Origin of the sequence: Rhodococcoides fascians NBRC 12155 = LMG 3623 (assembly GCF_001894785.1) — a bacterium.
Classification (GTDB): Bacteria; Actinomycetota; Actinomycetes; order Mycobacteriales; family Mycobacteriaceae; genus Rhodococcoides; species Rhodococcoides fascians.
In genome coordinates this window covers 210,671-229,880 of the sequence record NZ_BCWW01000001.1, presented here as the reverse complement: position 1 = coordinate 229,880, position 19,210 = coordinate 210,671, and the positions used below count along the sequence as shown (strand labels likewise).

Below are 19,210 nucleotides of genomic sequence, written 5' to 3'. Positions count from 1 at the left end.
GGTCGACAGCCGATGATCGAGGAATGCCTCGCGGCTCGGCGAGGTCGAGGGTGTCAACCAACTCTTGGACCCCAGCCGATTAAGAGTAGTCGAGACCACCCATCGTGCACACGCTCGGATGCGCCTGCATAGTTCTTTCGGCATCAACGCACGTGGTTGGTCAGTCCAAGTCCGAGGAAGGATCAGTCACGGTGGGACAGCGGACTACACGACCGTCGGTCCGCTTGCCGCGATGCGCTCCCGCAGCGGGCACATCGTCACCGTGGCCCCTTGCGCGACGATATGACAGGCGGGCCTCGGTGTAGCGGGCGGGCACACCGGGCTAGTTCATGACCTCGAACTCTGCTGTCGGGCCGGGAGAAGGTGTGCTCCTCACTTGCCGAGACGCTATCGGATGAAGACGTGAGCCGATCGACGGACGATGGGTTGTCTCTGTGCTGTGCTTGCCGCGCGAACTTCCAGAGGCACGAGGCGTAGCAGGATCCGTCTGGGTGAATTCTGTGATGACCTCGTTCTGGAACGCGACGGCGGAGTGTCCGGCGCGGTGATGTCGCAGGTTAGGTCAAATGAGCATGACTGGTTCACCATGGCGTGACGTGTGGCGGCCGGTAGTGCGTAGTCATCGTCGGTCGCGTCACGCTCAGCTGGGCTCACTACCCCAGCATTGGATCTCGAATGTCTTCGACCTCAGGATCACCGATCGTGAGTGCGCCCCGGCGTCGCGTCATCTACACGGCGGTCGGGTAGGACAACCACCTACCTAGGTTGCCCGCGAGGGGTGCAGACGCGTGTGCGTGTTTCACGTGAAACAGTCGGGTCTCTTGGCCGGCCGTCACCTTTCGAAATTGGGCTGGCTCGGACTGATGTCGGCTCGCTCCATGCCTCCGACCCCGATTGCTCGAGGAAGGATTGACGTCGCCGCTCTCGATCGCCGTGCAGCTGTCGTCTCCGAACTGCGTCTACAGGCGAAGTCATCCAACCGATCGGAGGCACCCGACGGTCGCCTGCGAATGTGACGTCCAGACTGATCGTCGGCAAGACCCGTTGTGGAACTTGGTGCCGATCCGGACTGACGATCATCGAGACTACGGCCACGTCGACGGCAACCTAACCCGCAGAGAGTCGGAACGTGTTTCACGTGAAACACGATCTAGGGCACGATCCTGCCGTCGAAGCGTGCGACGGTTTTGAATACGCTCCGGCCGATGCTCTTAACATCGGCGGACCCGGCCCGAGGAGCAGTCCGAACCGGGCGTCGATCTTGCACCCGGTCGCTTGGTGCTCGCGACAGCCGGCGGTAGGCGGGCGCGAGGAGCAGTCCGAGCCGCGCGACATTTTCCGACAGGTCAAACGATGCCCGAAGCTGTCCGGTTGTATCCGAAAGCGTGGGCACGCCGATCGCCGACGACGCCACGGCGGGTGCTCGCAACATCCGGTCCCAACGAGGGGGTGTGGGGTCGGTTTCGAGCTGGGTGCTGTGGGGCCAGGCGGCGCCCGGGAATGAACGTGACGCCTAGTGGGCTCGGTCGAGGCAACATCGATTGCGGTGTCAGTCGGGGACGAATCTGCCGACGCTGTCCGACCAGAGCGAGCTGCCCGGTTTCACGTAAAACGGCGGGGGGGCGCGCCCGACATCACGGACACGGCTATCAGAGTTACGACTCGTCTCGACGAAGTGGTTGCTCAAACCCTGGGTGGGATGGACGGATGCACTTCAGTGAACGCAGTCCTCAACGCCGTCCTTGGGGTGGCCTCATCGGATCGCCGGATTCTGTTGGACCCGTGATGGCGGTCGGGTCAGTGTGCCGGTGGGGTGCTTCCCTCGGCGAGCTCGCCGAGTGCCTATGGAGCAAGGGTCAAAGGCGCGCCCGTGCCGAGGACCCACGACGGCAGTGGGCGTAGGGCGGCGATGTACTTGGAGTCCCCAGCCTGACGTGTCTGTATCGGATGGGCGACGGGAACGGCTCCTGTACCGGATGGGTCTGGCCGTACGGGCATCTCGTCCACCATCGCCGGGACGGGAAGTCCTAGTCGATATCACTTGGTGCGCGAGTTCGTTGGAGGGCGCTGAGGACCGTGGGTCGGTCGCTCGAAGTACACGCAACTGTCGCGTCCCCAGCCGTCGGACCCTGGCACGGTTTCACGTGAAACACCGACGTACTCAACAACGGCGAAGTGTCGGGAAGAATGAACTCTGAAATCGGAGCGGGCGCGCTGACGGCGGTCCGGGTGTGCTCGACCCATCGAATCGGGACTCCAACTTCCGGAACCTCGCGATCTCGGCAACTTACAGAGGTGTCGTTTGGCGATCCGTGCCCGAGCACGGGATGATGTTTCACGTGGAACAAGAAGCGTCGGATAGCACCGAGTTGATGGCCGTCGCCGAGCAGATGTTCGGAGATCGACTGGATCTCGCTCGGAGATATCACGAGTTCTTGGCTACCGCCGGAGTCGAACGGGGGCTGATCGGTCCACGCGAAGTTCCGCGACTCTGGGAGCGGCATATCCTCAATTGCGCTGCGATCGGCGAGCTCATCGACGAGGGCGAAACTGTGGTCGACATCGGAAGCGGTGCCGGTCTGCCCGGTATCCCTCTTGCCATCGCTCGACCGGATCTTCGGGTGACGCTCGTCGAGCCTCTTCTTCGGAGAACCGTCTATCTGGCCGAGTTCATCGACGAGCACGATCTGAACGTGTTGGTTGTACGTGGGCGGGCCGAGCAGCCCGGCGTGAAGAAGGAAGCCGGCGGCGCGGATGTCGTCACGTCGAGGGCTGTGGCCCCGCTGGAGAAGCTCGCCAAATGGTCTCTCCCCCTCGTTCACGAACGCGGCCGGATGCTCGCGCTGAAGGGTTCCAGCGCGAGTGAGGAGATCGAACGCGACAGGACTTCCCTCACCCGTATGGGTGCTGGCAAGCTGGAGGTCGTGGAGTGCGGTGTCGGTCTTCTCCCGACACCCACCATCGTCGTCAGGGCAGTCCGTGAGCCGCGGCGGCTCAGTCGCCACTGATGATCGATTGCGGGAATCGCCCCGCGCCGTTTGTATCGAACGTAGAACACATTCAGTTCCGCACTAAGGAGCACATATGTCGGGTGGGTCGGATCCCGCTGTTTCACGTGAAACAGAGTCCAAGAAGAAGTCGTCGAACGCAGCCGCCAACAAGGCGGGGGTGACGAGTGGCTTCGAGTACACCAACTCGATTTCGACCGACGACACCCCGATCGGGGCCGCCGCGCACCGGGCCAGTCAGGTCCTTCACCCGGGATCGGTGACGTTGCCCAAGCCGGCGAAGCGCCGCATGCTGACGATTGCGAATCAGAAGGGTGGCGTCGGCAAGACCACGACGGCGGTCAACCTCGCAGCCGCACTCGCGCTCCAGGGCCTGACGGTCTTGGTGGTGGATCTGGACCCTCAGGGCAACGCCAGCACGGCACTGGGCGTCGAACATCATTCCGGTGTGCCGTCGAGCTACGAGGTGCTCATCGGCGAAGTGAAGGCCAAAGACGCGATCCAGCAGAGTCCGCACAGTGAGCGGTTGTTCTGCATCCCGGCAACGATCGACCTTGCTGGCGCGGAGATCGAATTGGTCTCGATGGTGGCCCGGGAAGGACGCCTCAAGACGGCGTTGTCGGTCGAGGAGTTGGCCGGACTCGACGCCGATTTCATCCTCATCGACTGCCCACCGTCACTCGGTCTGCTGACTGTCAACGCGCTTGTGGCGGCCACCGAGGTGCTGATTCCCATTCAATGCGAGTACTACGCACTGGAGGGTGTGGGGCAGCTGCTTCGGAATATCGAGCTGGTTCAGTCCCATCTCAATCCTGAATTGCACGTCTCGACCGTCATCCTCACGATGTACGACGGCCGCACCAAACTGGCCGATCAGGTCGCCGAGGAAGTGCGGAAGCACTTCGGTGATGCCGTGCTCCGTGCCGTGATTCCGCGCAGTGTGAAGGTCTCCGAAGCACCCGGGTACGGCATGACGGTGTTGGATTACGACCCCGGTTCGCGTGGAGCAATGAGTTACCTGGACGCCGGACGAGAGCTCGCTGCTCGCTCGGCCGGCATCGACGCACGAAAGAAGTAGGACATGAGTCAAGCACGTAAGGGCGGTCTGGGGCGCGGACTCGCGTCGCTCATCCCCACGGGCCCCGATGCCGGACCGCGCCTCGGTAATGCAGCAGCCGACGTCATCATCGGTGCCGACCGCAACGCCAAGGACAAGCCGGACACGTCGACGAAGCCCAAGCGGGCAGTGGCGTCCGACGACACCACAGAGACAGCAACGGCACCTACTCCGACGCCGCCGGTGCTGAACGGGGACGACCTCTCCCCCGTCGGTGCCGTGTATCGGGAGATCTCGCCGGACCGAATCGAGGCGAATCCCAAGCAGCCGAGGCACGTCTTCGACGACGAATCCCTTGCCGAACTGGTGCACTCGATTCGCGAATTCGGTCTCATGCAGCCGATCGTGGTGCGCCTCGTATCCGGTTCTGCAGCTGCAGGAGATGCCAAGTATCAACTCGTCATGGGCGAGCGGCGGTGGCGCGCGAGCCAGGAAGCGGGCCTGGAGAAGATCCCCGCGATCGTCCGGGAAACCGCAGACGACGCAATGCTGCGCGACGCACTGCTCGAAAACATCCATCGCGTGCAGCTCAATCCTCTCGAAGAGGCGGCCGCATATCAGCAGCTCCTCGAAGAATTCGATGTCACGCACGAGGAGCTCGCGGCAAAGATCGGACGGTCACGCCCCGTCGTGACCAACATGATCCGTCTGCTGAAGTTGCCGATTCCGGTACAGAGACGTGTCGCAGCCGGTGTTCTGTCGGCGGGACATGCACGCGCGCTGCTGTCGTTGGACGCGGGATCGGATGCACAGGAATCGTTGGCTGCGCGCATCGTGGCCGAGGGTCTCTCGGTTCGAGCGACGGAAGAAGCCGTCACTCTGGCCAATCGCGAGGACGGTAAGTCCCCCGAACCGGCGGCGAAGCGCAAGCCGATCCAGATGCCGGGCCTTCAGGATGTGGCCGATCGCCTCTCGGATTCGTTCGATACGAGGGTGACAGTGAGTCTGGGTAAGCGAAAGGGCAAGATCGTCGTCGAATTCGGGTCGGTCGACGACCTTCAGAGAATCGTCGAGATGATGGAAGCCCAGAAGAAAAAGTAGCCGCGTTTTTTCAGGACCAGTCATACCAGGGCGTAACGTCACTGTGACGTATATCGACGACGATTGATCCCGAAAACGGCAAGTTGGATCGAAAACTATTGTGATGCACTAGGTTTCGAGGATCTTCCCCGATCACCAGGTAGCGCGACCCCGTCGCCTATCCTGGTCGAGGAGAGAATCGGCTCCCCACCGAGAATCGAGCGGTGGAACGACTGCACGGAGGCTGAGGTACGCGGTGTCGGCGATGGTGACCGGAGTGACCCTCGGCTCGTTCGAACATCTGCCGGCACATTCTCGGCGGTGTAGCTTCTGGGTCCTCGATCCCACGTCCGACGGCGCGGCGGTGGACCTCGAATTCGAAAATGAGGTGTGGTTGTCGACGATCATGCTCGAGTGGGGATCGTGCGGACAGCTGTTGTCCGTGGACGGCAACACGATCGGGTGTGCGCTGTACTGCCCGCCCCGCGCAGTTCCTCGGGCGTCGACCTTCCCTACTTCGCCCGTCAGTCCCGACGCGGTCCTACTGACCCAGCTTCGTATCGATTCCCCGGCCGATGCGGATCTGCATTCGGCAACCCTGATTCAGGCCGTGGTCGGCGATCTCGTCAATCGTGGTGTTCGTGCTTTGGAGGCCTTCGGCATTCGCCACAATGCGGACGACGCGTCGCCGGCAATTCCCAATGCGACGGCACACGCGACGTGCTCGGCTGCGACATGCATGATCGACGCCGACTTTCTGCAGAAGGTCGGCTTCGAGGTGGTGGCGCCGCATCACAGGTTCCCGAGACTCCGCCTCGAATTGGATCGCGATCACGGGTGGAAGCAGGATGTCGAATCGGCGCTCGAGCAATTGCTGGTGGCGGCGAGTATCTCGGTGGTCGACATCGAACAGAAGTCGACGGTCGGAGCTCGCTGAACGACGGGCTCCGACCGGTGGCGCGGGGGCGCCGTCGATCAGGGGCGGTCGGCGGCGGCGAGTTCCTCGGCCAGTAGTTCAGCGAACGTGAACGTGCCGGTCGGTTGGTCGTCCTGACCCAGGAGGTACAACCGCTTGACGGCGATCAGGATTGCTTCGGCAATGATGTCGCGGAATCGCGGATCGCTCAGTACTTCGACGTCGGATTCGTTGGTGAGGTAGCCGAGGTCTATCTGGATGGTCGGCATGTTGGTGAGCCGCAACAGATCCCATGTGCGGCCGTGACTGCGGCAATCGAGAAGTGGTGTGCGAGCAACGATTTCGCGTTGCACGTAGCTGGTGAGGACCTGGCCGATCATCGAGGTGGATCCGTGCGAGTTACCGAAGTGGAAGCTGGCCACTCCGTTGGCCACAGGACTGGTGCTCGACGCGCAGCGCAGCGAGATCATCAGATCTGCGCCCCAGGCGTTGGCGGTCTCCGCACGGTCGGCCACCGACGGGTTGGTGCCCCGTGCACGAGAGAGGAACGTTTCCATTCCGGTCGCCGCCATTCGGCCTTCCAGACGACTGGCCAGATCCCACAGAATTTCCGATTCGGAGACGCGTCCGAATGTGCCGTCGACGATGCGGCCGGTGTCGGCACCACCGAGATCGGGATCGATGACGATTCGCTTACCCGTCAACTGTGGGCCGGATTTGCGTACGAGTTCTTCTTCGCTCATCGCGTGGGGCGATCCACCGGTGACGCGGGTTCCGAGGAGGTCGAGCGAACGCAGTGTCGCCGGACCACAGATACCGTCGGGTGCCAGACCGATCTCGCGTTGAAAAGACGACAGGCCCTCGTGCGTCTTCGGACCGAAGAAGCCGTCGACGCGCTCGTTGTAGAAACCGAGGTCCTGCAGGCGTGTCTGCAGGGTAGCGACATCGTCGCCGTACAGCGGAGCGGACAGCTGGTAGATCAGCGTGCGGGCACCGAGGTGGTAAGACGCTTCTTTGAGGGCACGGTACGTGGCCGGTCCGACGACACCGTCGACCAGTAAGCCGCGATGCTGCTGGAACGCGCGCACGGCACCGTCGAGGGCCCGGTCGAACACCGATCCTGGGGCCGTCCAGTGGCCGTCGTCCATCGGGCCGGGCGGAACCACGGCCTCGTGGAGGAAACCGAGTGCCGAGAGAGTGCCGCGGACCTCGGCGACGGCGGGTCCGGAATCGCCGTGACTGAGCTCCTGCATCCTGGAAAAACCCTCTCGATCGTCCTGACGGTCAACACGCACTTCGATGCGCTGATGTGCCGACGCAAGCATCGGCACATCAGATGATTGTCGCAGAAAGACAGGCTTCTGCGGCAATCCACACCAAGCGTGGGTGAGTCAGATAACGCCTTCGAGGTCCTTGAGCAGCGCGGCCTTGCCCTTTGCGCCGACGATCTGCTTGACCGGCTTGCCACCCTGGAACAGGATCAGCGTCGGGATGGACATGACCTTGAAGTCCCGAGCCGCCTGCGGGTTGGCGTCGATGTCGAGCTTGGCGATGGTCAGCTTGTCCTTGTGCTCGGCGGCGATCTCTTCGAGAACGGGAGCAACCATCTTGCACGGGCCGCACCAGGTGGCCCAGAAGTCGACCAGAACGGGCTTCTCGCTGGTCAGAACGTCGTCGACGAACGACGCGTCGGTGATGGTGACTGTGCTCTTGTCGTCGGACATGTGTATCTCCTCGGTGTGGGTCTGCAAACAGGTGGTGGGGCTACCGGTCAGGCGTTGACGGCGTCGACCGGCTGATCGGCGTGCTCGAGTGTGTTGGTGGTGATGTCGCCCTGCTCGGCCAGCCAACGCTCGGCGTCGATGGATGCGGTGCAGCCGGTACCCGCAGCGGTGATGGCCTGCTGGTAGACGTGATCGACGAGGTCGCCTGCAGCGAACACGCCTTCGACCGAGGTGGCCGACGTGGGCGATGCGACCTTGACGTAGCCGGCATCGTCGAGTTCGACCTGGCCCTTGACCAGCTCGTTGCGAGGATCGTGGCCGATCGCCACGAACATCCCGGTGACGTCCAGAGTCGTCTTCTCGCCGGTGACTGCATGTTCCAGTGCCAGCCCGGTGACGCTGGTGTCGCCGAGGACTTCGAGAACCTTGGTGTCGGTGAGGAAACGAATCTTCTCGTTCTTCTTGGCGCGCTCGAGCATGATGCGCGACGCGCGGAACTCGCTGCGGCGGTGCACGATCGTCACGCTGCGGGCGAAGCGCGTGAGGAAGGTTGCCTCTTCCATTGCCGAGTCGCCGCCGCCGATGACGGCGATGTCCTGGTCGCGGAAGAAGAACCCGTCGCAGGTGGCGCATGCGCTGACGCCGCGTCCGAGGAGCTTCTCCTCACCGGGAATGGAGAGGTAGCGAGCGGCTGCGCCCATCGCGAGAATGATCGCGCGAGCACGGTAGGTCTCGCCGCCCGCCGAGACGGTCTTGATCGGCCCGGTCAACTCGAGCTCCTCGACGTCCTCGGTGCGGATGTCGGCACCGAAACGTTGCGCCTGCTCGCGCATCTGCTCCATCAGATCGGGGCCCATGATGCCCTCTCGGAAACCGGGGAAGTTCTCGACCTCGGTCGTCGTCATCAAGGCACCGCCGAACTGGGTTCCCTCGAACAGGATGGGCTCCAGCTCAGCGCGGGCCGCGTAGACACCGGCGGTGTATCCGGCCGGTCCCGAGCCGACGATGATGAGATCGTGAACCTTGGGGGTACTCAATGCAGACCTTCCGATCTTGTGCGGCGTGTTCTTGGCGTCGACGCGAAAGTGCACTGAGCACTGCCTATCGACGTACATCTGGTCAACACCACCCTAGAGGCAGTTGTTCCCCGGTGAGAGATGTGTCAGCCGATATCGCGACGCGTGAGGACATCGGGATTACCGCCGCGGCAATCGTTGCCCACTGCCAGAGCTATGAACTGCGCCGGCCCGGCCCCGGCGAGGACGAGGAGAGTTCCCTGTCGGCCGTCGATTCGAACCTGACTGGATCCGAGAACGGCGGCGGCGGGGTCCACGCCGTTGGCGTCGAGACACGCGGCCAGGTCTGCCGGATCCGACAGGCTGCCGGAGTCTCGTTTACCGATGACGGTGAACGCGACGTTCGAGTCGAGATCGGTGGAATCGAGAACGAGGGACGAGTCGGGTGGCGTGGTCCCCGGCTCGGCTACGACGGGATCCGACGTGCCCGGGCTGTGCAGGACGGCGGCGAAGGTGACCGAACCACCCGCGAGAAGTGCTGCAGCAGCGGCGATTCCGACGATCATGTGCCGGTGTGTACGCGCGCTACGTGGAGGTCTGCGAAGCGGAAGGACATCGGCGGTACGGTCCGCCGACTCTGTGTCGGCCAGGGTCTCGAGGGTGCGATCGATCTGCCGGGCGACGTCGGCGGGAACGGGCATCGTGCCCTTCGGATCCTCGCCCAATTCGTGCAGCCGAGCGGTGACGGTGTCCAGTGTCGCCAGTATTCGCATCGCCTCGGCGTCGGCACGCACCAACGGCCACAGCCGACTGCTGACATCCTCGGGTAGCGCATCTGCATGCAGATCGGCCAGCAACTCGGGTGAGAACGGGGCACCGGGTAGAGCGTCGGTGTTCGACGACACGTTCCTGCCTCCCTTCGCCGAGTCTTCTTTCCCTCTCACACGGTTTAGACGCGAGGGGTCTAGATTCGGTTCCCTGCGTCCTTGAGGTATGCGAGCTGCGTCGACAACTTGAGTCTGCCGCGAGCGCATCGACTCTTCACGGTACCGGTGGGAACCCCCAGCAACGCTGCGGCGTCGGCCACCGAGTAGCCCTCCATGTCCACGACGACCACCGCCGCTCGCTGGTCGGGCGGCAGCGTCATCAGGGCCTGTCGGACGAGGATGCTCGTCTCGGATTCGGAGATTCGGTCCCGAGGCGACACCGGTTCGTGACTCTCGTTCTCGCTCAACGGAACCGACGGACGTGCCTTGTTTCGGCGAATGCGATCGAGGCACGCGTTGACGACGATCTTGTGCAACCAACTGCGGACTGCAGCGTCCGCGCGAAACGACCCGGCCGTTCGATGCGCGGAGAGCAACGCCTCCTGCAACGCGTCGGATGCGTCCTCGGGTGTGTAGCTCGTGCGGCGTGCCGTGAGCCACAGGTGTTCCTGATGGCGATGGATCAACGTGGCGAATGCGGTGGGCTCACCGGCTGCATGAGCAGCCAACAATTCCGCATCCGTGCGCTCCCCCAGCGCCGAATCGATACGTTCGGTCATACGAAAACGGCTCCCCCCGTGTTAACGCATTGGGGGGAGCCTAGGCCATCGATACCGCGAAGTACGAAACGAACGCGATTTGCCTCTGTATCGCCGGTTTTACGTGTCGAAACCGATCCCGGAGATCGAGGTAGCGATGCGGCCACCCTGCTCTCCGAGGGAGGTGATCCACACCAGGACGTTGCCGGTGGGTTCGGTGCCGTCGAGCGCGATGTCGGTGCGGCCGTTCTGCAGAGTGGCTTCACCGAGCACCGTGGTGTCGCCGAGGCTCGGTGAATCGTTGGGAGCGGACCTGATCTCGACGACCGTTCCCGGCGACGTCGATTCGATCCACGCGTTCTTCAACGTCGACGACGGGATGGTGACGAGCAATCCGACACCGTTCTTCAGTGCCGGGAACTGCTGGAAGTAGGAGTCGGTGGTCCAGGCCGTGCTGGGGTTGTTGTCGATCACGTTCGATGCCGTGCCCGGGTTGTCTGCAGACCCCTGTGGGGAGAAGACGCTGACATCGCTCATCGCGACGGGCCCTCCCGTCGGCGCCGGGGGCGCAGCGGTGTCGCCGGCCGGCGGTGCGGCAGCCGGGGTCGTCAGTCCGAACTCCTGGCTGTCCAGCGGCGCATCGGTGTTGTCGCCCGCGATGGAGGTGAACAACCAATAGCCGGCGAACGCCAGAATCAGCACCGTCAGAGCGCCGAGAACGGCGATGGCGATGTTGGTTCGCGTCGACTTCGCCTTCTCTGCGGCCAGCTCTTCCGGGTCCGCGAGCGAGTGACCGCTGGCTCCCGGGGCACGCTGGCCCAGTCGCAGTGCCGGCATCAGGTCGGTCTTGTCGTTGACCACCGCGGCCTGATCGAGAACGTGCTGCACCGTCGCGGCGGTGCGAATGCCACTGTTCTGCTCGAGCGCTCGTACCGCGACGGCAGAGATCTCGAACGGAACGTCGGGGCGAATTTCGCGAGGCTCGCGCGGCGCACCCTTGTCGTCCCGATCGGCCGGACGCATGCCGCCGACGCTGCGCAGGGATGCCGCGTCACCGGGAACGACGGCTTCTCCGGTGGTGTCCGACAACGGCCAGCGTGCAGTGATCAGGGCGTAGAGCATGGCACCGAGACCACGGACGTCCGAACTGGAGTCGGCGTCCGCCAGAGTCGCGGGAAACGCCAGGACGGCGTTGCCGCTGGTACTGATGCGTACGCGATCGGGGTGGTCGATCGACAGTGCGCCGCCGCTTCGGTGCGCAGCCTCGGCCGCGGCGGCCAGGACCTTGATCGCACGGGCGGCACCGGTGGGGGCCGGAACCGTATCGGCCATCTCGCGCAGCGAGCGACCGGGAGTCCACTCGGCGACGACGATGCCGCCGGAGCTACCGCGCACCACGTCGAGCACCCGGGCGAGACCGGGAGAGTTGATCCGGCCGAGGCGCAGCGTCCGGGACAGGATTGCCTGCGGGCCCTGAGTGCGGTCGTTGGGTGATGCCGTGGACTGCTGATCGGCATCGACGAACGTCAACGCGACCTCGCGGTCGAGCTTGACGTCGTGGGCCTGCCAGAACTTGAGCCCGCGAGCTCCACCGTGCGGTGCCAACAGGCGGTAGCGTCCGCCGGCCACCGAAGCGCCGGGAATCAGCGTCGGTCCGCGAAGGGTGCGCCCGGGGGCGTCCGCGGTGGCCTGGTCCTCGGCTGGTTTTTCGGCAGCTTTGTCCGTCGTCGGCTTCGGTGCTACTGGTGTGTCGACTGCAGCTGACTTCTTCGTCGCCTCCACCGGTGTGCTGTCGGTCTTCGGCTCGGCCTTGCTCGCGTCGTCGACCGGCAGCTTCGCCTTCGAGATGGAGACGGTCTTGTCCGACGGCTTGGCCGCCAGCGCGGCCTTGGAGATAGCGATCGTCTGATCCTTGGGAGCGGACGCCTTGGTTTCCTTCTTCTCGGTGGCCTCGGCGCTCGATGCTGCCGCCGACTCAGGCGTGCTGGGTGTGCTCGGCTTCTCCGAAGAACCAGGTGCTTTCGGGTCCGCTGTCTTCGACTCGGGTGTTTTCGACTCGGGTGTTTTCGACGACGCAGCAGACTGGGCCTTCACGGGCTCGGTGCGGTCCTGGGTGTCGACTTCGACTCCGCCGCTCGTTCGGTCGGCTTCGTTTGCTGGAGACTGTGCCGGCCCCCCAGCAACATCGTCGTCGGTCACTGTTACTCCTTCAGGCGAATATGCCCCGTGTTGTTCTACAAGCGGTCGACCTGCAGGGGCGTTTGCCCCCGGGTGCCGTTGACCAGGGTACGGGAGTCGATCCCGCGCAGTGTCCCATGTGGGCTCGGTTCGAATAACAGGAATCACGCTGGTTTCCGCGGCAGCCGGATCCGGCACCGAACCGGACGTCGCAGGCTCGGGCGGGGCCGACCGTCCGAGGACCCGGCGGACGAGCCGGCTCAACGCGACGGTGACGGCCAGTACTTCGGGAATCTTGCCGAACCACAGGATGGAGAACGTGATGCCGAGCATGATGACGGCGTCCATCGCGACGCGCACGAAGTTGCCGATCCAGCCGTTCGCCATGGCGTCGAATCCGACGATCCGGTCGATGGCGAGCATGGCTGCGCCGCCGGCCAGCGAGGCGATGAGAACCAGCCAGACAGTCTTCCCGACGTTGGCCATCCGCAGGTTGCCGAGGCTCTTGTGCAGCAGGTATCCGCCGATGACGGCACCGGCCGTGTAGCCGAGGCCGGTCGCGGTGCCGAGGAGCAGCACCACTTGTTCCGGATCGGTTGCGACGATCGGGGCGAGCAACGACAGGCCGATCTTGACGGCGGTGATGCCGAGGACGATCCAGGTGGGCGTCCAGGCCTGCTCGCGGGCGTAGAACACGCGCAGGTGGATCAGGACCAGCGCGTACGGGATAAGGGAGAACGCCGACCAGCTCACGGCCTCACCCAGCCGGTTGGCGTCGGGCGCAAACTTGCCGAACCCGTACAGCGCCTCGCCCACCCACGGCCCCGCGAACGTCAGGAACACGACGATCGGGACCATCGCGACCATCGTCAGCCGAGTGGCGACGGAGAGATCGTCGACGACCGAGGGCGTGTCACCGTTGGCGGCATTACGACTGAGTCGGGGCATGATCGCCGTCAGAACCGTGACGCCGAGGATGCCGTAGGGCAACTGCAGCACGATCCAGGCCTGGGAATAGATCGTGGGGCTCGCGTCGTCGGCTCCCGACGAGATGTTGGTGGCGACGATCAGACCGATCTGACTGATGACGACGTAGAGCACGATTGCGGCCGCCATCGCGCCGAACTTCTTCAGGCGCGCGTCGAATCCCCAGAGTGGGCGCAGGTCGATCTTCTCGCGGCGGAGCGCAGGGATCAGCGCCAGCACCTGCGTGATGACACCGGTGGTGACGCCGAGACCGATGATCAACAGCTGCGGGTTCGTCATGTCGACCGGGTTGACGGTGATCTCACCCGGCATCAGGAAGTAGATGCCGAACACCGCAAGTACCACGAGGTTGTTGAACACCGGTGCCCACGCACCGGGTTTGAAGTTCTGTCGGGTGTTCAACACCGCGGTGAGCAAGCCGGAGAGCCCGTAGAACATCAGCGCAGGCAACACCAGATAGGTGAAGGCAATGGTCAGGTCCTCGTTGACCTTCGGATCACCGTTGAGCATCAGACGCGCCAGCAGCGGCGCAGCGATGGTTGCGGCCAACGCCACGGTGCCGAGCAGCGCGACCGCAATGGTGAACAGGCGTCGGACGAAGTCACGTCCGCCGTCGGCGTCCTCTTGTTCTGCGCGTACCAGGACAGGAACGACGATCGCTCCGAGGACGGCACCGAGCACCAGCTCGGAGATCATGTTCGGGAGAATCGTCGAGACGGTGAACGCACTGGCCAGGCCGGCACCCAGGGTGGCCGTCATGGCTACTTGCTTGGCGAATCCGGTGATCCGGCTGACGAGGGTCGCAACGGCGATCGAGCCCGACGCGGCCAGCAACGATTTCTGAGGTCTGGGTTCGGGCTGCGGTGGTGACTCGTTGCCGCCCGGTGGTGTCTGCGGCGGAGGAATGTTCCCTGACGGCGCGGCGGGTGGGTAGTCCTCGTCCCGGAACCGTGGGATGAGCTGAGTTGCGGAGTCGTCCGCTGCCGGTTGACCGTCGAGCGGGGGCGGTGCCGGATAGGAACGCATCTCCGGTCGTGGTTGCCGCTCCCAGGGGGCGGGGCGTGGGGGCGTCGTGCGCCGGAACACCTGCGCTGCGGGCATGCGTGACCGGGGCAGGTCGCCGTCGTACGGCACATTGCCTGTCATGGTCTCTCGTACCCTTCGTCGGCCGGGTCGGGTTGTCCTCGGAATCGGTGCCAGAGTCGTCGGCCTGCAAGCAACAGTAGGAGCGCGCCGGCGCAGGCGGTAATTATCGCGAGAGCTTGACCGTATGCGTTCGATCGAACCGACACCGTCGATACCTCGCCGAGCCGGGTGCCGTCGAGCGTGGTGACGGAGAAGTCGACCGACAGATTGCGTTTGTCGTCCACCTCGGCGGGCACGGTGATGGTTCGCGATCCGCGCGCCGGAAGTTGAGTCACACCGACGTCGCTGATCGTCATCTCCGGTGGCGCGTCCACTCGGAGGAGCACGTTGACCGGCACCGGTAGGTCGTTGCGGGCCACGAGCAGCAGCGGACTCTGCTCGGAGGCCAGTGTGTAGACGCCGCCCGGGGCCAGCACGGTCACCGATCCGTAGACGGTGTCGAGTCCGACGCGGGTCGCGGTGAGACGGGTGCGTGCCATGGCCGCGGCGTCCTCGCCCTCGGCGCTGGCGCGACCCGCGGTCGACAAGGCGCGGAGCATGTCCTCTCGCAGCGGGGCGGTGTACAGGCGCGGAGTCAGTGCGGACTGGGGATCCTCGACCACCGACTGCGCCAGGGTGTCCACGCGTGCGCTCTGTGTTCGCACCGTGTCGATGGCGGACGCATCGAGATCGGTCGGCACATCGATGCTGGTCACCGGGATTCCGGTGGGAGGCTCGGTGATCAGGCCGGGCAGCGGACGAGGCGTCGCCAGGCCCGAACGCAACAGCGAGGACACAGTCGACAGGATTGCCGAGGGTTCGTCTCCTCCCGCGGTCCAGTACTGCGGCGGTGCGACGGTCACCGTGCGGCCGGGTCGATCGGCACCGACGAGGGCGTGGAAATTGATGGCGCCGAGGGCGTCCTGCAGCCGTGCGGTGCGAGAGTCGGTGCCCAGGTCGAAGCGTTGATTCGCCGGGGTCAAGGCCGGGGTCGACGGGGTCGTCCCGACGCCGGCCAGTGCCGCGGTGGTCGCCGAGTCGTAGTGGGTGGCGGCCAAGGTGCCGGTCGGATCGGCGGCGGTCGGCGCGGTGTCGGTGGACACCAGCAGAGACGTCGGCGACGACGTGGGTGGGCTGATGCTGTTGTCGGCGACGAGGACGGTCCCGGTTCCCGACGATCTCAGCGCGTCGGCAGCGCCCGCGTCGACGCCGCCGGTGGCACTCCAGGTGAAACCGCGTACCGAGCTGATGCCGAGGATGCCGTCGACGATGTCGGCCGGGGCGGCGACCGCACTGCTGAGCAGCGAGGAATCACCGATGTCGGCGACGGCGGCGAGGTCGGCCTGAGCGAACGGTAGGGCCGTCACGCACGTGTTCGACGCCAGTGCCTCGAGCCGCGTCAACCACTGGGCTGCGGCCCCGCTGCCGGAGCCCTCCCGCGCGGAGCTGGCCGGATCGGCCGGGTTGTCGACGACGAGGTAGCCGCGGGTCATGTTCGAGACCGTGACCAGCAGGTCGGGATCGATGCCGATACACAGGCTCGACGCCAGTTTGCCGTCGGGATCGAGACCGGGCTGCGTCGCGAATTCCAGGGCTTTGAGCAGGGTATCGAGGCGACCACCAGCGGCGAGCTGGGTCGCCAGGTCGTCGTCGATCAAACGCACTCGATCGTCGATGGAACCGGGGATTCCGGCTGCGAGACGGGGAATGTCGGCGAGTGGCCACAACACCGTCATCGCTACGGGATTCCGGGTGTTGGGCGGTAGCGGCATCGCGTCGGGCGCTGCGGGGTCGAGCTGACCGGGATTCCGCGGCAGTCCCACGACGGGTAGCAGGAAGCGGGCGTCGTCGAGTCGAGCCGTCCCGCCGTATTCGGGGGTTCCGTTGACGTTGAGAAGCAGGGGGTAGACACCGGGAGCGTCGATCCCGAGGGAGGGCTCGGTGCTGCTTCGTAGCTGCATCGACAGATCGAACTGGCGGCTCTGGTCCTTTTCCAGCGACTCCGCGACCGTGACGAAAGTCCCGACGCGGTCGAACCTTTCCTGGTCGAGGGTGAGCGAGGTCCGCAGACCGGACGTCGTGTCGATGGCCGCCGCACCCTGTAGGCGAACGCTGACGTCGTCGACGCGTCGATCGCCGGTGTTCTTCACTGTCGCGCGAACCGTGACGAACGGATCGCTGCTGGTGGTGACCGTCGAGGGGGCGACCGTGTCGATGCTCAGCGTCAGGAACGGATCGCCGGACTGCGTCATCGGGGTATCGGGAACGGCGCTGGTCGTACCGCTGGTGTCTCCGGCGGAATCTGGCTGCGCCGCGGCAGTAGGGAGCTGTTGGGGTCCCAGTGCTGCGGTGCCGACGGCCGGCGCTGCAGCGAGGAAAAACGAGGTCAATGCGGCGGCAGCGACCTTCCGGGCCCGCACGATCACTTCCCGCCGGGCGTGGGTGCGTTCGTGTCGCCGCCGGTTGTCTGCTCGCCGTTCATGTCCTCGATGAGTCGGGTGGCGATGGCGGCGAGTTTGCGTTCGTCGGCGTAGGCGAGTCGGGACGGCAGTTCGCTCAGCGGTACCCAGGCGACTTCGGTGACCTCGAGATCCTCGTCGGACAGTTCACCGCCCAGGAAGCGGAGGAGATAGTGGTGAACGGTCTTGTGGACTCGGCGGCCTTCGGTGACGAACCAGTAGTCGATGCTTCCCAGCGACGCCAGCACGGTGCCGCGGATGCCGGTCTCCTCGGCGACCTCGCGCATGGCCGTCTGCTCGGCGGTTTCGCCCTGCTCGATGTGTCCTTTGGGCAGGGACCAGAGCAGGCGTCCGCGCCGGTCGGTGCGGCCGATCAGGGCTGCGCAGCGGGTGGCAGGCGGGCCGTCGAGGCCGTCGACCACCAGGCCTCCGGCAGAGGTTTCTCGGACGGTCCGCAGCTTGGGTGCTTCGGTGTCGGCGCGTGCTTGACGCCGCCGCGGGTTGCGGCGGCTCCTGTTCGCACGTTCGGCAGCAGACACCCGATCCATACTAGTTGCCTCGGCGCCCCGCCCCGGCTTGCCGCACCGTGGCCGATGGCCGAGACGATCCGGTCGGTACTGCGCCAGTAGGCTCTTCCACCGTGGCCGATCAGTCCCTGTCTTCCGTTTCCCCCGAGCACGCCGATGCGCGCCGGGAAAGGTTGCTGGCTGCAGCTGCGGTGACGTTGCGTGAACTCGCGCCGGTATTGACCCCGCTGGGCGCGTTGTTCGCCGCCGCGGGCCACGAGCTCTACCTCGTCGGTGGGTCCGTTCGGGACGCGGTTCTCGGTCGTTTGGGAACCGATCTGGATTTCACCACCGACGCCAGGCCGGAGGTCGTTCAGACGCTGCTGTCCGGGTGGGCGGACCATCAGTGGGATACGGGCATCGCGTTCGGAACGATCAGTGCGGCCAAGGACGGCCAGCAGATCGAGATCACGACGTTCCGCACCGATTCGTACGACCAGGTCTCGCGTAACCCCGAGGTGCAGTACGGCAGCAGCCTCGAAGAAGATCTCGTTCGACGCGATTTCACCGTCAACGCCATGGCCGTGCGGTTGGGTGCGGACGGCGTGCAGGAGTTCGTCGATCCGCTCGGCGGCATGGACGCGTTGCTCGAGGGCGTTCTCGATACCCCGTCGGCACCGGAAACGTCGTTCGGTGACGATCCGCTGCGGATGCTGCGCGCGGCTCGTTTCGTGTCGCAACTCGGTTTCTCGTTGCTGCCGCGGGTGCACAGCGCCATCGTCGACATGGCCGATCAGATCGACCGCATCACCGCCGAGCGCATTCAGGTGGAGCTGGACAAGCTGATTCTCGGTGCCCACCCGATCGAGGGCATCGACGTGATGTGCGAGACCGGTCTGGCTCAGCGCATCATTCCCGAGGTGCCGAACATGAAGCTCGAAATCGACGAGCATCATCAGCACAAGGACGTGTACTGGCATTCGTTGACCGTTCTGAAGCAGGCCATCGACCTCGAGGACGGCGACCCCGATCTCGTATTGCGTTGGGCCGCACTGCTGCACGACATCGGCAAGCCCGATACCAAACGTAACGAGCCCGGCGGCGGCGTCAGCTTTCACCACCATGAGGTCGTCGGGGCCAAGATGGTGCGAAAGCGTATGCGCGCGTTGAAGTACTCGAAGAAGATGATCGAGGACGTCTCGCATCTGGTGTTCCTGCATCTGCGATTCCACGGGTACGGCAAGGGTCAGTGGACCGACTCGGCGGTGCGTCGCTACGCCACCGATGCCGGCGAGCTACTGCCCAAGCTGCACAAGCTGGTTCGAGCCGATTCGACCACCAGGAACAAGCGTCGAGCGGCTGCCCTGCAAGCCACTTACGACGATCTCGAAGAGCGCATCGCCCGCATCGCCGAGCAGGAGGACCTGGCGCGGGTTCGTCCCGACCTCGACGGCAACGCGATCATGGAGCTGCTCGGTATCCCCGCCGGTCCCGACGTGGGCAAGGCGTGGAAATACCTGAAGGAACTGCGCCTCGATCGGGGACCACTCTCACGTGAGGACGCCGAAGCGGCGCTGCTCGAGTGGTGGCCGACGCAGTAGCGCGTCCCGCGCACGTGCGCGGAACTTC

The 19,210-nt window shown here is 64.9% G+C and carries 13 protein-coding genes; 5 read left to right on the top strand and 8 right to left on the bottom strand.

Translation table 11 applies throughout. From position 1 onward, the window contains the following. Nucleotides 1-2,330: 2,330 nt before the first annotated feature. The 4 genes from rsmG to RFA01S_RS01155 all read left to right on the top strand — a co-directional run bounded on the left by rsmG (nucleotide 2,331) and on the right by RFA01S_RS01155 (nucleotide 6,082). On the top strand, nucleotides 2,331-3,008 hold the full coding sequence (rsmG, locus tag RFA01S_RS01170) for a 16S rRNA (guanine(527)-N(7))-methyltransferase RsmG (RefSeq protein WP_032407800.1): 678 nt from the start codon (nucleotides 2,331-2,333) through the stop codon (nucleotides 3,006-3,008). A gap of 76 nt (nucleotides 3,009-3,084) precedes the next feature. Next, nucleotides 3,085-4,086, top strand: a complete 1,002-nt coding sequence (locus RFA01S_RS01165; protein WP_027495008.1) for a ParA family protein — start codon at nucleotides 3,085-3,087, stop codon at nucleotides 4,084-4,086. A 3-nt stretch (nucleotides 4,087-4,089) separates the two neighbouring features. Further along, the gene (locus RFA01S_RS01160) at nucleotides 4,090-5,166 is read left to right on the top strand and encodes a ParB/RepB/Spo0J family partition protein (protein WP_032392632.1); all 1,077 of its coding nucleotides are present in this window, start codon (nucleotides 4,090-4,092) and stop codon (nucleotides 5,164-5,166) included. 235 nt (nucleotides 5,167-5,401) lie between these two features. After that, a complete protein-coding gene (locus RFA01S_RS01155; protein ID WP_032407747.1) occupies nucleotides 5,402-6,082 on the top strand; it encodes a hypothetical protein in 681 nt (226 codons plus the stop codon). Nucleotides 6,083-6,120: 38 nt separating this feature from the next. On the opposite strand, the gene RFA01S_RS01150 is transcribed toward RFA01S_RS01155, so the two are convergent. From RFA01S_RS01150 to RFA01S_RS01115, 8 genes are all read right to left on the bottom strand, one after another. After that, nucleotides 6,121-7,314: an N-acetylmuramoyl-L-alanine amidase gene (locus RFA01S_RS01150; RefSeq protein ID WP_032371397.1), complete on the bottom strand. Its 1,194-nt coding sequence runs from the start codon at nucleotides 7,312-7,314 to the stop codon at nucleotides 6,121-6,123. 138 nt (nucleotides 7,315-7,452) lie between these two features. Next, on the bottom strand, nucleotides 7,453-7,785 hold the full coding sequence (gene trxA / locus RFA01S_RS01145; protein WP_008711582.1) for a thioredoxin: 333 nt from the start codon (nucleotides 7,783-7,785) through the stop codon (nucleotides 7,453-7,455). A 47-nt stretch (nucleotides 7,786-7,832) separates the two neighbouring features. Continuing rightward, on the bottom strand, nucleotides 7,833-8,822 hold the full coding sequence (gene trxB / locus RFA01S_RS01140) for a thioredoxin-disulfide reductase (protein ID WP_032367966.1): 990 nt from the start codon (nucleotides 8,820-8,822) through the stop codon (nucleotides 7,833-7,835). Nucleotides 8,823-8,947: 125 nt separating this feature from the next. Further along, entirely contained in the window at nucleotides 8,948-9,706 is a 759-nt protein-coding gene (locus tag RFA01S_RS01135; protein WP_032407746.1) for an RsmA family anti-sigma factor, read from the bottom strand. A 59-nt stretch (nucleotides 9,707-9,765) separates the two neighbouring features. Beyond that, nucleotides 9,766-10,347, bottom strand: coding sequence for an RNA polymerase sigma factor SigM (gene sigM / locus RFA01S_RS01130; protein WP_045841535.1), 582 nt, complete (start codon nucleotides 10,345-10,347; stop codon nucleotides 9,766-9,768). Between the two features lie 99 nt (nucleotides 10,348-10,446). Further along, entirely contained in the window at nucleotides 10,447-14,637 is a 4,191-nt protein-coding gene (gene murJ / locus RFA01S_RS01125; RefSeq protein ID WP_072691971.1) for a murein biosynthesis integral membrane protein MurJ, read from the bottom strand. Beyond that, nucleotides 14,634-17,036 carry a DUF6049 family protein gene (locus RFA01S_RS01120; RefSeq protein ID WP_238325139.1) on the bottom strand — a complete coding sequence of 801 codons (2,403 nt, stop codon included), beginning with the start codon at nucleotides 17,034-17,036 and terminating at the stop codon, nucleotides 14,634-14,636. Before RFA01S_RS01120 ends, murJ begins: the two co-directional genes overlap by 4 nt. 2 nt (nucleotides 17,037-17,038) lie before the next feature. Continuing rightward, a complete protein-coding gene (locus tag RFA01S_RS01115; protein WP_032373580.1) occupies nucleotides 17,039-17,614 on the bottom strand; it encodes an NUDIX hydrolase in 576 nt (191 codons plus the stop codon). Between the two features lie 101 nt (nucleotides 17,615-17,715). Here RFA01S_RS01115 and RFA01S_RS01110 point away from each other — a divergent pair, with 101 nt between their 5' ends. After that, on the top strand, nucleotides 17,716-19,182 hold the full coding sequence (locus tag RFA01S_RS01110; RefSeq protein WP_032371394.1) for a CCA tRNA nucleotidyltransferase: 1,467 nt from the start codon (nucleotides 17,716-17,718) through the stop codon (nucleotides 19,180-19,182). The last annotated feature ends 28 nt before the right edge of the window (nucleotides 19,183-19,210 follow it).

Bases quoted from the DNA above. Each gene is read 5' to 3' on its own strand.
- rsmG (WP_032407800.1), top strand. From the start codon at position 2,331: ATGTTTCACGTGGAACAAGAAGCGTCGGATAGCACCGAGTTGATGGCC.
- RFA01S_RS01165 (WP_027495008.1), top strand. From the start codon at position 3,085: ATGTCGGGTGGGTCGGATCCCGCTGTTTCACGTGAAACAGAGTCCAAG.
- RFA01S_RS01160 (WP_032392632.1), top strand. From the start codon at position 4,090: ATGAGTCAAGCACGTAAGGGCGGTCTGGGGCGCGGACTCGCGTCGCTC.
- RFA01S_RS01150 (WP_032371397.1), bottom strand. From the start codon at position 7,314: ATGCAGGAGCTCAGTCACGGCGATTCCGGACCCGCCGTCGCCGAGGTC.
- trxA (WP_008711582.1), bottom strand. From the start codon at position 7,785: ATGTCCGACGACAAGAGCACAGTCACCATCACCGACGCGTCGTTCGTC.
- sigM (WP_045841535.1), bottom strand. From the start codon at position 10,347: ATGACCGAACGTATCGATTCGGCGCTGGGGGAGCGCACGGATGCGGAA.
- murJ (WP_072691971.1), bottom strand. From the start codon at position 14,637: ATGACAGGCAATGTGCCGTACGACGGCGACCTGCCCCGGTCACGCATG.